The sequence below is a fragment of the Ornithinibacillus sp. 4-3 genome, assembly GCF_040958695.1.
Taxonomy (GTDB): domain Bacteria; phylum Bacillota; class Bacilli; order Bacillales; family Amphibacillaceae; genus CALAMD01.
In genome coordinates this window covers 548,497-563,841 of record NZ_CP162599.1, presented here as the reverse complement: position 1 = coordinate 563,841, position 15,345 = coordinate 548,497, and the positions used below count along the sequence as shown (strand labels likewise).

The following is a 15,345-nucleotide window of genomic DNA, read 5'->3' as shown; positions in this document are numbered from 1 at the left end:
ATAAATCACCCACGGAACCGATATCCAAAACCCCAAACCGTTTCAAGCGGAATATCAGTTATTTTTTTACGAATTCGTTTAACTAAATCATCTACTGCACGATCACTTCCAAAATAGTCATCACCCCAAATTCTTTCAAGTAATTCTTCCCGTGAAAATGCCCGGTTTGGATTCTCTGCTAACAATAAAAGCAAATCAAATTCCTTTGTTGTAAATTCTTGTTCTACACCATCCCAAAATATTCTTCGTTCGGTTTTATAGATTAACAATGGACCTACTTTAATTTTTTCTGGTTCTTGTTCTTGTGTAACTTGAACATTTGTACGTCTAAATAAACGCTTAACTCTTGCAATCAACTCTCGTGGACTAAAGGGTTTGGTTAAATAATCATCGCCACCTAATTCCAATCCAAGAATCTTATCTATTTCTTCATCTTTTGCAGAAATAATAATTATTGGTACATCGCTTTCCATTCTAATTTTCTTACAAAATTCATATCCATCCATTCCTGGCAGCATAATATCTAATATCCACATATCTGGAGGATTTGTTTCCCATAATTCCCATGCTTCCTCCGCCGAACCTAAAACAGTTACAGAAAAAGCTTCTTTCTTTAAATAAGCAGAAACGATATTTTGAATATTTACATCATCTTCTACAATACCGATATGCCTGTCCATATAGATACCTCCCCTATAAGTTCATGTTCAAAAAGATCAATCAAAAGGACCAAGAAGTTCAAGGCAGCGTAGCTTAGAGTAGCGGAATGTATGGTTTTAATACATGAGCAACGGAAAAGCAAGCTAACGCAGAAATTCGATGTGTCATTTTTATTGGACTTTTTGAACAACCTCTAGAACCCTTTCCTCTTATGTATATTTTTACATAACTACACTAAACTGAACAGTAATAAAAACAATTACACACTTTTTACACAAATTCACCAAATTAGTCCCAAATTTTAGTTTTATGATAAGTATATCCAATACAGAAAGGGTTGATTATATTGGAGCATAACGGAAATGATAGAAACAAATTTGACCAAGATCCTCAAGAAAAGCTAGAGGAATTAGAACAAGATTCGCCAAAAACATTAGAAAAGTCAGAAGAAGACTCATCAAGCCTATTAGATAAAATTCAAAATGAAGATAAACAAGTAGAAACAGATGAGCCATTGGCTTACTTTGAACAAGCAAAAGAACCTAACTCATATACAAAGCAACAAAATAAGAAGAAAGGATCGTTTGCTACAGGATTCTTCAGCGGAATATTTGGAGGAGTTTTAGCAACTGCATTAATTATTGTGCTTTTAGTAAATAATTTATTACCGTGGACGATTCAATTAGATTCCAATCAGAATTCTGTTGCTGGAGAAATATCAGAGCAAAATAACTCGGTTCCAGTAAGTGATTTGATGAATACAGATGCGCTTGATTCACAGACAATTGATGAAATAGCCAAATCTGTTGTAGGAATTATTAATTTAAGACAGCAAAACATTTGGTCACCTAGCGAAGAAGCTGGAGCGGGTTCAGGTATTATTTATAAAAAGGAAAATGATAAAGCATATATCATAACAAATAATCACGTTGTTCAAGATGCTGAAGAAGTACAGGTTCAACTACATGAAGGTGAACGAGTGACCGCTAAAGTACTTGGAACAGATGCATTAACAGATTTAGCAGTTTTAGAAATTGATGGAAATAATATTACACATGTTGCTAAATTAGGTAGTTCAGATAACCTACAAATTGGGGAAACTGTTCTAGCAATTGGTAACCCATTAGGAATGGATTTATCTGGTTCTGTAACGAAAGGAATCATTAGTGGTCTCGACCGATCCATTCAGGTAGACACAACAGGCGATAATCAGCCAGACTGGATTGCAGACGTTATTCAAACAGATGCTGCCATTAATCCAGGAAATAGTGGAGGAGCACTTGTTACAAAAGATGGAGAGCTCATTGGAATTAATTCCATGAAGATCGCTCAGCAAGAAGTAGAAGGAATTGGATTTGCTATCCCAATTGATACTGCTTTGCCGATTGTAGAACAATTAGAAACAGAAGGTAAAGTATCTAGACCATTTATTGGTATTACTAGTGCACCATTATCCCAAGTACCACCAGAATACCGAAGTCAAATTGAATTGCCTGAAGAAGTAGAAAATGGGATTGTCATTGCAGATGTACAAGCGGGATCTCCAGCTGCTGAAGCAGGATTACAGCAATTTGATGTAATAACAAAAATTGATGGTGAAGAAATAAACAATATGTTAGATTTACGAAAATATTTATACTCAGAGGTTAAAGTTGGAGATACTGTCACATTAGAATTTTATCGTGATGGAGCAGAACAAACAGTAGATTTAACATTAGTAACTGATGAAGTTTAGAAATGTTTTAAAAAGAAAATAAATAAAGCTTACGCGTTATCCTTATTGATTTTCGTACCATTCACGAATCCTCCCCTTCCCTTCGATGTTGATGAAACGTACGAAAATCAATAATTCACATATAACAATATCCGTTTTCTTAAGGAAAACAGCTACTACACGAAACCCGCTCTTCCACATACCGGAAGAGCGGGTTCTATTTTAGCCAAAGAATAAGTCCAAAATATTACTCCCTTTTGAACTTTTTTTGTTATAAAATTCCGAGTAACCACAATCTTTACATGATACTACAATGAATTGGTTATGCTGTACATCAAACATTTTAGACAACCCCGTTCCTGTCATTGCCACTTCTTTTTGCTCTGCATCAGAACTTCCACATTTTATACACCCTTTACCAGTATTCATTATCCAACAGCCTCTCTTTATCTTAATTTCTTTAAAACCATCCATTCTATGATTCTCCAAGGAACTAGTTTTTTAGCAAAAGATAAAAATAATGCCCCTTTGCCAATAGGATATCGTAGTTTAGGATATTTGCTTTCACAAATACGTATGACTAATGCAGCAACTTCTTTTGGATCACCTGCAGATGAAGCTGAGTTTTCAACATATTGAAACACATTGTCCTTTAATATATCTGAATGATTTATAGGATCAAGTTTTTCAAATGCTTTTTTCCAAATATCCGTTTGATAAGATGCAGGTTCAATTAAGGAAACATAAATATTTTTACTCCTTAATTCCAAGCGAATACCCTCTGAAAATCCTTCTATCGCAAACTTGGAAGCACAATAAGCAGAAAGACCAGGTAATCCCATTATGCCACTAACACTGCTTAGATTAATGATTTGCCCTCGCTGACTTCTCTCTAATAATGGCAAAAATGCTTGTGTCATATGAACAGTACCAAAAACATTTGTTTCCTGTTGCAATTTCCAATTCTCCATAGAAATGTCTGCGAGAAACCCACCTTGAGAATAACCAGCATTATTAATTAAAACATCTAATCTAGCAAATTGCTCCTGAACATATTGATAGACCAGCATGATATCTTCTTCATTCGTTACTTCAAGCTTCCTTATATGTAAATTCGCTAATCGATCTAGCTTTGCAATTTCTTGCTGTAATCGTGTTCCTTTTTCTATATCACGCATCGTAGCAATAACGGCATATCCAGCTTTAATTAATTCTACTGTCATTAACATACCAAATCCGCTATTCGCTCCCGTAACAAGCGCAATCCTCATATTATCACCTGCTTTTATTATCGTAAAAGAGTTAGCACCTATAAGGTGCTATTCTCTTTCATGATATATTTCACCTGTTTCTGCATCATATTGTTTTTGAATTCTTGTTATCATCGACTCTTCCTCTGGAGGGAAATCATCATACAGATTATAAGCAACATAATAATCATCTGCTTCATCTTCTCGATGAAAATAATTAGAATTAGAACTTTCTTGAATAAATGTTGATTCTATTGCATGCTCTTTACATGTATCTGTCATAGGTACTGCCAGTAAGCGAGCTAATGGGATTGGCATGCCACATGTTTTGCAAATTCCATATGTGCCTGCTTCAATTGCATGCAATGCTTCATTAATCTGTGTTAACTCTTTCTCTGCACGAGCCACTAAAGCAATGTTTTTTTCACGTTCATATAATTCTGTTCCTAAATCAGCAGGGTGGTTATCAAAACTAGCTAATTCTCCTATTTCTTCCGTTAATGAGTTTCTATGCATATCTTGATGTTGTTCCACCCAAGTAATAAGTTCCATTTGTCTTTCTAATAATTTATCCTTACACTGCCTGATTTGTTCCCTTGTAATCACATGATCGTCCTCTTTCTCTAAAGAATGGTTATAATATCACTCATACTTTGTGTATTATTTCCTATCTCATTCCTTATTTCCTATGGAAAATCATGTCAATATGTGGGATTCCATCTTCTAAATAAGGTTCAGAAATTTTTTGAAAACCATGGGAAGTATAAAAGTCTTCTAAATGCTCTTGAGCCTCTATTTGAATGACTGATTCCTTTAATTCAAGCTTCATATAATCCATTACTTTTTTTATTAAATCTTTTGCCAAACCTCTACCACGATATGATTCATGAACCAACACACGACCAATCGCCGCAGCATGCTCATACTTAATACCTTTTGGCAGAATACGTGCATAAGCAATAATTGTTTCATTTTCCTCATAGTAAAAATGAATCGATTGCTTATCCAATCCATCGATCTCTGGATAAGCACATTGCTGTTCTACTACAAATACATCTACACGTATTTTTAATAACTGATATAATTCTGTTAAACTCAATTCATGAAATAACTTTGCATTCCAACTCATTTATCAACGCTCCTTTTAAATTTGCAAAAAAAGTATATAACAGAGGAAAATGATAAGCTTTTGTCGAATATCTATATTACACTTATTATTATATCTAAAAATACGATTAAAGGAGAAATGCAAAATGACAGAACAACAAAAGAAAATAATCGGTTTTATTGGTATTGGCGTAATGGGGAAAAGCATGGTTAAAAACTTACAAAAAGCGGGATATGATATAAATCTTTATACACGTACAAAAGCAAAGGCAGAAGCATTATTAAATGAAACAACCTTATGGAAGAATTCTCCTGCTGAAATTGCAAGCTCCTCTGATGTGATAATTACAATGGTTGGTTATCCGCAAGATGTAGAGGAAATTTATTTTGGGCCAAGTGGAATTTTAGATCATGCGAAAACAAATTCTTATCTAATTGATATGACTACCTCCAAACCATCTTTAGCAGAAAAGATTTATGCGGAAGCAAAGGAGAAAGGAATGCATTCATTAGACGCTCCTGTTTCAGGTGGAGATGTTGGGGCACAGAACGGAACATTGGCAATTATGGTGGGCGGTGACCAAGCTGCATTCGATGATGTATTACCTATCTTTCAAATAATGGGAGAAAATATTGTTCTTCAAGGTGCTGCAGGAGCTGGACAACATACAAAACTAGCAAATCAAATTACTATCGCTTCTAATATGATTGGCGTTTGTGAAGCAATTATGTATTCGAAAAAAGCAGGACTTGATCCAAGCAGCGTTTTAGAAAGTATAACAACAGGCGCCGCTGGTAGCTGGTCTTTATCAAATCTTGCTCCACGTATGATTAAAGGTGACTATGCTCCAGGATTCTTTGTCAAACATTTTATTAAAGACATGATGATTGCACTAGAATCTGCTGAAGAGCTAGGCTTAAAAACACCTGGACTCTCCTTATCCTTAAGCCTATATCGTGAACTCGCCGAGATGGGTGAACAAGATAGCGGAACACAAGCATTAATTAAATATTTTGAGCAAGCATAGATAAAAGGGGGCTTATTAAATAGCCCCTTTTGTTATGAAATAAGAAAGCATGAATGTTTTGCCAAATTTGTTCTTATTTAGAGTTAGCGCTGTCTAGCTCTACGCTTTTCGTTCTGACTTCTTTTTATTGATTTCATTTTGAACAACAAAAGCTAAATCATCATTACCGAAAAGTTGCAGTACTTGAATGACGACCTGATTTTCAATCGGCTCTGATTCTTCTTTAGAAACGGTTAACTCAGCTAAAACTATTTCTAATTCTTGATTATTGATTTGGTTTGGATATGCCTGCTGGTACAATGCCCGTGGATCAAGCTCATTGTTAATACACCATTGTGCATACACTAAAATCATCATTTTTTCATCATGTAAATAGCTCTGAATTACCTTTTCATTCATCTCATTATTCATTATAAACCACCTATTTCATTGCAATTTATCTTCTAGTAGTCCTCAAAAAAGAAAGCTTATTCGCTACAAAGTCCGCCACTAGACATACAGAAATTTTATCACAAAAATTCCTGCTAGCAAGTCACACACTTTTTCTCCAAATAAGCTTCCTTCATTATTAATCATTAACCATGAACTTTTTTACCACCTAAATAAGTTGCTTCTACTGTAATATCTTTCAATGCTTCTGTGTCAATTTCAAACGGATTGTCTGAAACAATCATCAAATCTGCTTTTGCATTCTCTTTGATAATACCTAATGTATCTTCTTCAAAGGAACTATATGCCGCATCTACTGTATATGCTTTAATCGCATCATACACAGAAATATTTTGAACGGTATCTGTAACCTGACCAGAAACAGTTTTACGATTGACTGCCGCATAAATTCCAAGCCATGGGTTACCATCTGTTACTGGTAAATCGGAGTTCCCTGGTGCAACAATTCCATATTCTTTAAATGTTTTTTGAGGATACACACGCTTCATACGCTCTGGTCCTAGATTACGAATATAGCTATCTCCCAGATGATAAATAAAGCCAATAGAAGAAGCTGCAATCATATTTAGTTCCTTCATTGTCTTCAAATGATCCTCTGTTGGCAATCCACAGTGCTCTATGCGATTACGCATTTTTGAAATATCTACAGCTTGGTGTGCTTCTTTAAATGATTCTAATGCAACATCAATCGCTCGTTCACCAATTCCATGAATTGCTACACGTAAACCTGCTTCTAAAGCACGCTTCATATATGGTGCAACATGCTCCTTGTCATAATATAAAATTCCCTTGCTATCATCATCTTCATACGGCTCAGCGGTCGCTGCTGTTCTACCACCAACACTTCCATCCAGCATGAATTTCATTCCTTGGATTTTGACCATATCACCACCTAGATTACTATGAAGACCTAATGTTATCATTTCATCAAGTAAACCTGCACGATCCCTTTGTGCCATTGCCCATATCCAAGGACGAACACGAACAGTTAATTCATTTTGCTCTTTGAGCATTTGAAATACTTCCATATCAATTTTTTGTGTAGACATATCATGTAGTGTAGTAATTCCCCATTTAGCATAATCCTTCTGTGCCAGTTTTAAACCACGCGCTACATCTTCCTTTGTAAGCTTCGGTAAAGATACTAGTCCTTGAGCTAATTCTTGCAAGATACCTGTTGGTTCTCCTGTTTCCTTATCCAATTGAATATGACCACCATCAGGATCTGGTGTATCTTTAGTAATTCCACTTATCTCAAGAGCTTTTGAATTACCTACAGCCACATGTCCACAAGTTCTTTTCAGAAATACTGGATGATTTGGCGCTACTTTATCTAGATCCCAACGTGTTGGATTTCTCTTTTCTGCTAATCTACTATCATCCCATCCCCAACCTCGAATCCACTCACCTTCAGGTGTAGCTTCAACTGCATCTTTTACCTTTGCTAAAATATCATCAATTGATGGTGTTTGAGCTGGGCGACAGTCTACTTGCAATAAATTATTTCCATAACCAGTTGTATGTGTATGGCTCTCTACAAATCCGGGCATAATGGTCTTCCCTTGTAAATCAACAACCTCTGTTTGTTCACCTTTTAATGTAAGTACATCTTCTGTTTCTCCAACATATAAAACACTTCCATTTTTTACTGCAATTGCATTTGCTTCTGGTGATAACTCATTCATCGTAATGACATTCCCATTAATAAAAATCAAATCTGCTTTAATAATACTAGCCATTATTTTCATCCCCTAACAGAAAAATTTCATCTAGAAATATATCAACCTAAAACTCTCTTCATCTCCATAAAACAAGGCACTCCTCATATGCAAGACGGAGTGCCTCTTTGGTGAACCATCATGCTACAGCTTGAATTATAATCCTAATTCATTTTGAACTTCTAAAATAGCATCATGTAATTTATCCAGCATTGTATTTACCTGTTCTTCATTAATAATTAATGGAGGACAGAAACAAATAATATCTGTGCCTTCATAAGATACAGGGCGGCAAATTACACCACGTTGATGTAATGCTTCAATTACTCTTCCAGCTACTTTTAGCGATGGATCAAAATGTTTATCCGTTGCTGGATCTTCAAGAAGCTCTACAGCTCCTAGTAATCCAACTCCACGAACATCACCAACAATATTTAATTTTTCTTTGATTTTCTTAAAGCCATCTAGTAAAACTTCTCCCATTTTGCGAGAGTTTTCTACTAGATTATCTCTTTCCATAATTTCAATATTCTTTAAAGCAACTGCTGCTGCAGTAGGGTGTCCACTATAAGTAAAGCCATGGAAAAGAACGCCCTTCGACTTCTCTTTTAACACATCATGAACTGCATCAGAAACGATTACTCCTCCTAAAGGAATATAACCACTTGTTACTCCTTTAGCAAATGTCATTAAGTCTGGTGTCACACCATAATTTTCAATACCAAACATTTTTCCAGTTCGCGCAAAACCAGTTATAACTTCATCTGCTACGAATAAAATTCCATACTCATCACAAACTTTGCGAATTTCTTTAAAGTAATCCGCTGGAGGCACAATTACTCCACCTGCACCTTGAATAGGTTCTGCAATAAACGCACCAACTGTTTCTGGACCTTCTCTTTCAATTACTGCACGTAAGGAAGCAATTGATTTTTCTGTTCCACGAGTATAGTGGGTATCTGCATGAGTTGTTCCGGTAATCATATGACCAGCCATATCCCAGAACTCAGGAATTCCTGTTACACTTGTAGAGGCTGCTGCTACTCCGTGATATCCACGGCTAAGTGCAATAATCTTGTTACGCTCAGGTTTTCCTTGTATTTTCCAGTAATGACGAATTAATTTAACAGCAGAATCATTAGACTCTGAACCACCTGAAGTAAAGAACACTGCATTCATGCCTTCAGGTGCAAGTGATGCGATTTTTGCTGCTAAACGAATTGCTGGCTCATGACTAAACGTAGAAAAAGTAGAAGTAAATGCTAATTTTTCAATTTGCTCTTTTGCAGTCTCCGCTAATTCTTTGTTTCCATGTCCAATATTAACATTCCATAATGATGACATACCATCAATGTAAACATTTCCTTCGATATCCGTTAAATAAATTCCTTCACCTTTTTCAATGATCGCTTTTGGTCCCTTTTCTTGTTGATCTTGAATAGATGATGTCGGATGAATAAAATGTTTTTTATCTAATTCTACTAATTCGTTAATTAAACTCATGTTTAATACCCTCCTTTAATTAAGTGCACTTCCTTGCCTCTAAATTATACGAGACGAATAGACACTGCTTTCTCTTCTAAATACTCACGGATACCATATTGTCCGCCTTCTTTACCAATTCCACTCTCTTTAACTCCTCCAAATGGAGCTTGCACTCCCCCTGGTGAAGTATCGTTAATTCCAACAATTCCAAACTCAAGTTCTTGCATCATACGCATACTACGTCCTAGATTGCTAGTAAAGCAATAAGCTGCAAGTCCATAAGTAGGGTGATTTGCCTTTTCTACAATTTCTTCTTCATCTTTAAATGTAAAGATTGGCGCTACAGGTCCAAATGTTTCTTCTGATGCGATTAACATGCTTTCATTTGCATTTGCAATAACTGTTGGCTCAAAGAAGTTTCCACCAGCTTCACTTTTCGCATGTACTTTACCACCTGTAAGGACTTTACCATTATTCTTAACAGCATCCTCTACATGATTTTTCACTTTAGAAATGGCAGCCTGTGTAATTACTGGCCCAACATCTACATTGTCTTCAATACCATTTCCTACACTTAATTTACTAACTTTTGCAGCTAGCTTCTCACTAAATTCATCTGCAACATTTTCATGTACATAAATACGGTTTGTACTAATACATGTTTGACCAGCATTTTTGAACTTAGAAGCTAGAATACCATCAACTGCTAAATCAAGGTCTGCATCATCAAAAACAATATAAGGTGCATGTCCACCAAGCTCCATTGATACTTTCTTCACTGTATCTGCAGAATCTTTAAGTAATTTTTTACCTACCATCGTAGATCCTGTAAATGAAATTTTTCTAACATCTGAGCTGCTTGTTAATTCATGACCAATTTCTTCTGCTGGCCCAATAACAAGGTTAATAACGCCTTTAGGAAGTCCTGCCTCATGGAAGCACTCAAATACATGAATCGCAGAAAGTGGTGTATCTGGAGCAGGTTTTAATACCACCGTACATCCTGCTGCAATTGCAGGAGCAATTTTTCGTGTAATCATAGATAATGGGAAATTCCATGGCGTAATTGCACCACAAACACCAATCGGCTGTTTGATTACAAGTAGCTGTCTGTCAGGAGATGACGCTGGTACAGTATCACCATACACACGCTTCGCTTCTTCTGCATACCATTCTAAATGCTCGATACCACTTGCTACTTCACCTTTTGCATCTGGTAATGGTTTACCATTTTCTTTAGTGATTGTTTCTGCTAACTGATCTGCTTTGCTCTTCATAATTTCTGCAGCCTTTGCTAAATAAGACCCACGCTCTTTAGCAGTTAGCTTTTTCCAAGTCTTAAATGCTTCTTTAGCATCTTGAATTGCTTGTTTTGCATACTCTTTTCCACCAGTTGAAACAGATTCAATTAACTCTCCAGTTGCTGGGTTAAAAACATCCATTTTATCTTCCGTCTTAATCCATTCACCATTAATATAAAGCATCCTATTACCTCCTAAATTATTTTATACCTATTTGAAATTCACAATTATCAACTAAAGATACTCTTATTCATTTTATCATACCGTGTTTTGAAATGGCTTTCAATTATACATTACTAAACACGTTAATTAATAAAGCAATTCTTTGTGGTATATAAGATAAAAGACAATGTTCATCTTCTGAGTGTGCACCGCTACCTACAACACCCATCCCACAAACAGACGGTATTCCTAATGCCGCTGTGATATTGGCATCACTTCCGCCACCACTGCCAGTCACTGGTAAATCGAAGCCTTGTTCCTTCGCAAGAGCTTTAACTTTTTCATAGAGTGCAGTAATTTCAGGTGTTCTTTCCATCGGATAACGGTTTAAATCACCATGAATAGTCACTTTCGCTCTTGGATTTATCGGTTTTAAATTTTTAATCAATGGAACAATACGATCAGCTTCACTAATTTTGCTGACACGGATATCAATTTCTGCAGTTAGGTTAGCAGCTAACACATTGGAACGAGTTCCACCATTCACAACCCCAACATTAACTGTGGTTTCCTCTTTTCTATCTGCTAACGATTCTAAATAAACGACTTGATGGGCAAACTCGTGAATGGCACTTACACCTTCATAAGGGTCTGCTCCTGCATGAGAAGCAATACCTTCAATTTCTAATTGGAACCTTCCTACACCCTTACGAAATGTTTTTACTGCGCCATTTGGTAGATTTGCTGGCTCTGCGCAAAAAACATATTTACATTTTTTGGCGTATTCAGCAATAATATTTCGTGAGTTAGGTGTTCCCACTTCTTCATCTGTATTAATAACAAAAACCACTTTGTATTTCGGCTTCAGTTTTAATTCATTCATTACTTTTAAGGCATAGAGCCCTTGGAAAACTCCACCTTTCATATCATACGTTCCAGGACCAGTAATTCGATCTCCATTTACTGCAAAAGGCATGCGATTAATTGTGCCTTCTTCCCAAACCGTATCAATATGGCCTAAGAACATAATTTGCTCTTCGCCATCGCCCCACTCACCAACAAGATGATCTCCAAATGTGTCATCCTTCATGCGCTGGACTTCTACACCTTGCTCCTTCAGAAAGTTCTCAATAAAATCAACTAACTGATCAACTTTGCTTTTATTGTATGTTGGAGATTCTAGCTCAATCATTTGTTTAAACAATTGCAGGAAGTCTTCTTCTTTGTTATCAATATAAGATATTAATTGATCCATTATATCTCTCCACTCCAAATGTTATTTTTAAACTTAGAAAAATGTAGTGCTCTAAGCTTTAGGAATTGATGTCCAATCTAAAATATGATTTGCCAACACTTTAGCAGTGTCGATAATCGTGTCTATTTCCACATATTCATCTGGTCCGTGAGAATACTTTCCATCTGGTCCAAAACCAATTCCTGGACGATTATAATATTGGGTAAAGCGTGCATCATTTCCACCCGTACGACCAATAATTTCTATTTCATCGCGACCTAATGTTTCTTTAGCACTCTTAATAAATTCTTGTACATATGGATGATCTGGATCCTGATACCATGCCTCTGTTGTCCAACCAAACCACTCAACTTCTGGCGGATACTGCTCTAGCCATTCATCCCCTTTAATTGCATCAGCGATTGTCTCATCAATCAGGCGCTTCATATCTTCTCTTGATTCACCCGGAATGAATCCTAAACGACATTCTAACACTGCCCAGCCAGCTACACTAGATACCCAGTCCCCAGCTTCCATTCTTCCTAAGTTTAAATTACATGAACGGCCGTCAGACGCTTTGTGAATAAGTTCAAAAATAACTTCTTCTCCACGTTTTCGATCAAGCTCTTCTAATGCATGATAAATTTTATACATTTTCCCAATTGCATTAATTCCCTCTTGTGAACGTGCAGCATGTGCTGTTTTTCCAACTACCTTCACACGGAAATACATCACCCCAGAATGTGATACAGTTACACGAAGTGCATGTGGTTCTGTTGTCAAATAACCGTCTGTTAAAAATCCTTCTTCCATCAAGGCTAGGGCTCCTGCTCCTCCTCCAGATTCTTCTTCAATCGTACTATGCAATTGAACAGAACCCTTTGGCTTTAACCCTAGTTCTAGCAGTGCTTTCATAGCAAACCAGTTTGCCATCAATCCGGACTTCATATCTAGTGCACCACGACCATACATACGATTCCCTACAATCTCAGCACCCCATGGATCATAGGACCATACTTCCTCTGGCTCGGCTGATACAACATCAACATGTCCTTCTAAAGTTAACGATTTATAAGCATCTGAACCTTCATAAATTCCAACAATATTTGTTCTACCTTCAAAAGGAAAACCTGAATGACAATATGCCTCATGCTTAGAAACCTGTTCGTAGCTTGGCTGAGATTCAACTACCTTCAAACCAATCTCTTCAAACTTCTTCTTCATAAACGCTTGCATTTCTTGCTCTTCTCCAACTAAGCTTTTAATTCTCACCGCATTTTGAACTTCTCTTATTAACTCATCTTTATGCTGGTCAATATAATCTGCAATTCGTTTTCTTTGTTCTGGCAATTTTCATTCCTCCTTATATCAATTATTATTATATTATCAAAATACTGAATTTTCATAGCAAGTCAATATTGGGTTAGTTAATATTTCTGTACTTAGATAATATATTTTCTGAAAATTTATAAGGACAAAATAATAGACCGGCTAGCATGTTAGCTAGCCGAATCCTGTTATTTTGCTTAATCTTCAAAGCGTTTTTTTGGAATATAATTATTTACAAGATCAGGCGCTGTAGCTCCACGACTTGCCATTGGACCAACAGCATTCATATCAACGACAATCATGGAAGGCTTCTTACTAGCAATTGCTTTTTCTAGCTCCTCTGCAAATTCTTCCGCGTCTTTAATACGTACAGATTCAAAGCCCATGGACTCTCCAAGTGTTACGAAATCAGGTGTAAATAACTCAACACCAACACGACGATTATAAACATCATCCTGAATTCCTCGTAATACTCCATATCCTTTATCGTCAAACAAAAGGACAATCATCGGGAGTTCTTCTTGTGCAGCAGTTGCTAATTCACCAACATTTAGCATGAAACCGCCGTCTCCAGCCATTAGCATAACCACTTTATCACGTGCCCCTACCTGTGCTCCAATGGCAGTTGGTAAACCTTGACCAATCCCTCCACCTGAAGCGTAAATATTCGTGTTTGGCTGGTAAATATTAAATAAACGACTTCCCCATAATGACGCAGGAACTGTAATATCACGGACAAAAATGGCATCCTCTGGTGCTTTTTCACGCATAACATCAACAAATTTATCGTAAGGATGAACAGCCGCTCGTAAATTATCACGTAGCTTATTACGAGTATTCTCTACCTCTTCTATATAAGCTGCGTCTGCTTTAACATCCTTCTTATCTAATTCTTCTACTAATTGCTTTAATACTTGTTTCGCATCTCCAACAATCCCATATTTTACAGGATAGCTCAGATTAAATGCGTTAATATCTAAGTCAATCTTTATATGATTTTCAGATAATGGTAATGTCCAGTTACCTGTCTCATTTCCACGTAATTTAGTTCCAATACTAATAAATAAATCTGATTTCTCGAACAGTTCTTTTGTTGGTGGCATTGTTGCAAAGTGTCCAATCCACTGTGGATGATCCTCTCGAATCGCTCCCTTTCCAGATTGCCCACTTATAACTGCTGCTCCAATTTTTTCAGCAAAATGCGTTAATTCTTCCATTGCATTAGCTTCTAAAACACCGCCACCAGCCCAAATAGTCGGACGTTTCGCAGCAGCAATTTCACTCACTACTTCTTCCGGAATATGTACAGGCTTTAATGCTTCCTTAGACACTTCTGGTGTAGCATCAATAAATGTTGTATCAGGTACAATAACCGATTGGAAGTCAATTGGCATATTAATTGTCACTGGTCCTGATGGTAATGCTTTTGCTTCTGCAATTGCATGACGCATTAAACTAGAAATTTGCTCAGGATTTTTAACATGATATGCTTTTTTGCTTGCTCCTTCCATCATCTGAAGCTGATCTTTACATTCATGAATATAACGTTTTCCTGTTCCTAGGTGTGGAAATGCAACATCTCCAGATAAATGTAGAAGTGGTACACCACGGTTCCATGCTTCTGTTAGAGAACCGGCAGTATTTCCTGCTCCGGCACCTGTACTTGTAATCACAACACCTATTTTCCCAGTTGCTCGAGCGTATCCATCAGCCATATTCACTGCACCGCTTTCACCACGAGCACCTACAAGATGGATACTACCATCACGTAAAATTGCATCATAAATTGGCATATTGTGGATACTAACAATCCCGAATGCAACTTCTACACCTTCACGCTTCAATTCCTTTACAATAGCATCAGCCATCGTAAATGTATTTTCATTATTAACTGTCATCTCTTAACC

The 15,345-nt window shown here is 36.6% G+C and carries 14 protein-coding genes; 2 read left to right on the top strand and 12 right to left on the bottom strand.

Annotated features, from left to right (window positions below):
- Positions 1-5 precede the first annotated feature (5 nt).
- A complete protein-coding gene (locus AB4Y30_RS02800; protein WP_368653996.1) occupies positions 6-680 on the bottom strand; it encodes a response regulator transcription factor in 675 nt (224 codons plus the stop codon).
- A 326-nt stretch (positions 681-1,006) separates the two neighbouring features.
- Between AB4Y30_RS02800 and AB4Y30_RS02795 the strand changes: the two genes are divergently transcribed.
- Positions 1,007-2,395, top strand: coding sequence for a S1C family serine protease (locus AB4Y30_RS02795; RefSeq protein ID WP_368653995.1), 1,389 nt, complete (start codon positions 1,007-1,009; stop codon positions 2,393-2,395).
- A 201-nt stretch (positions 2,396-2,596) separates the two neighbouring features.
- On the opposite strand, the gene AB4Y30_RS02790 is transcribed toward AB4Y30_RS02795, so the two are convergent.
- The 4 genes from AB4Y30_RS02790 to AB4Y30_RS02775 all read right to left on the bottom strand — a co-directional run bounded on the left by AB4Y30_RS02790 (position 2,597) and on the right by AB4Y30_RS02775 (position 4,753).
- The gene (locus tag AB4Y30_RS02790; protein ID WP_368655156.1) at positions 2,597-2,803 is read right to left on the bottom strand and encodes a zinc ribbon domain-containing protein; all 207 of its coding nucleotides are present in this window, start codon (positions 2,801-2,803) and stop codon (positions 2,597-2,599) included.
- 17 nt (positions 2,804-2,820) lie between these two features.
- Positions 2,821-3,645 carry an SDR family oxidoreductase gene (locus AB4Y30_RS02785; RefSeq protein ID WP_368653994.1) on the bottom strand — a complete coding sequence of 275 codons (825 nt, stop codon included), beginning with the start codon at positions 3,643-3,645 and terminating at the stop codon, positions 2,821-2,823.
- A gap of 48 nt (positions 3,646-3,693) precedes the next feature.
- Positions 3,694-4,230, bottom strand: coding sequence for a TraR/DksA C4-type zinc finger protein (locus tag AB4Y30_RS02780; RefSeq protein ID WP_368653993.1), 537 nt, complete (start codon positions 4,228-4,230; stop codon positions 3,694-3,696).
- 73 nt (positions 4,231-4,303) lie between these two features.
- On the bottom strand, positions 4,304-4,753 hold the full coding sequence (locus AB4Y30_RS02775; RefSeq protein WP_368653992.1) for a GNAT family N-acetyltransferase: 450 nt from the start codon (positions 4,751-4,753) through the stop codon (positions 4,304-4,306).
- Between the two features lie 49 nt (positions 4,754-4,802).
- Here AB4Y30_RS02775 and AB4Y30_RS02770 point away from each other — a divergent pair, with 49 nt between their 5' ends.
- On the top strand, positions 4,803-5,759 hold the full coding sequence (locus AB4Y30_RS02770) for an NAD(P)-dependent oxidoreductase (protein ID WP_368653991.1): 957 nt from the start codon (positions 4,803-4,805) through the stop codon (positions 5,757-5,759).
- A gap of 99 nt (positions 5,760-5,858) precedes the next feature.
- On the opposite strand, the gene AB4Y30_RS02765 is transcribed toward AB4Y30_RS02770, so the two are convergent.
- From AB4Y30_RS02765 to AB4Y30_RS02735, 7 genes are all read right to left on the bottom strand, one after another.
- Complete coding sequence (locus AB4Y30_RS02765; RefSeq protein WP_368655155.1) at positions 5,859-6,173, bottom strand: hypothetical protein; 315 nt, start codon at positions 6,171-6,173, stop codon at positions 5,859-5,861.
- A gap of 161 nt (positions 6,174-6,334) precedes the next feature.
- Positions 6,335-7,948 carry an amidohydrolase gene (locus AB4Y30_RS02760; RefSeq protein ID WP_368653990.1) on the bottom strand — a complete coding sequence of 538 codons (1,614 nt, stop codon included), beginning with the start codon at positions 7,946-7,948 and terminating at the stop codon, positions 6,335-6,337.
- A 135-nt stretch (positions 7,949-8,083) separates the two neighbouring features.
- The gene (locus AB4Y30_RS02755) at positions 8,084-9,430 is read right to left on the bottom strand and encodes an aspartate aminotransferase family protein (protein WP_368653989.1); all 1,347 of its coding nucleotides are present in this window, start codon (positions 9,428-9,430) and stop codon (positions 8,084-8,086) included.
- 44 nt (positions 9,431-9,474) lie between these two features.
- Complete coding sequence (locus AB4Y30_RS02750; protein ID WP_368653988.1) at positions 9,475-10,896, bottom strand: NAD-dependent succinate-semialdehyde dehydrogenase; 1,422 nt, start codon at positions 10,894-10,896, stop codon at positions 9,475-9,477.
- A 103-nt stretch (positions 10,897-10,999) separates the two neighbouring features.
- Positions 11,000-12,130, bottom strand: coding sequence for a M20 family metallopeptidase (locus AB4Y30_RS02745; protein ID WP_368653987.1), 1,131 nt, complete (start codon positions 12,128-12,130; stop codon positions 11,000-11,002).
- Positions 12,131-12,181: 51 nt separating this feature from the next.
- Positions 12,182-13,459, bottom strand: a complete 1,278-nt coding sequence (locus tag AB4Y30_RS02740) for an ArgE/DapE family deacylase (RefSeq protein ID WP_368653986.1) — start codon at positions 13,457-13,459, stop codon at positions 12,182-12,184.
- Between the two features lie 176 nt (positions 13,460-13,635).
- A complete protein-coding gene (locus AB4Y30_RS02735; RefSeq protein ID WP_368653985.1) occupies positions 13,636-15,336 on the bottom strand; it encodes a thiamine pyrophosphate-binding protein in 1,701 nt (566 codons plus the stop codon).
- Positions 15,337-15,345 lie beyond the last annotated feature (9 nt).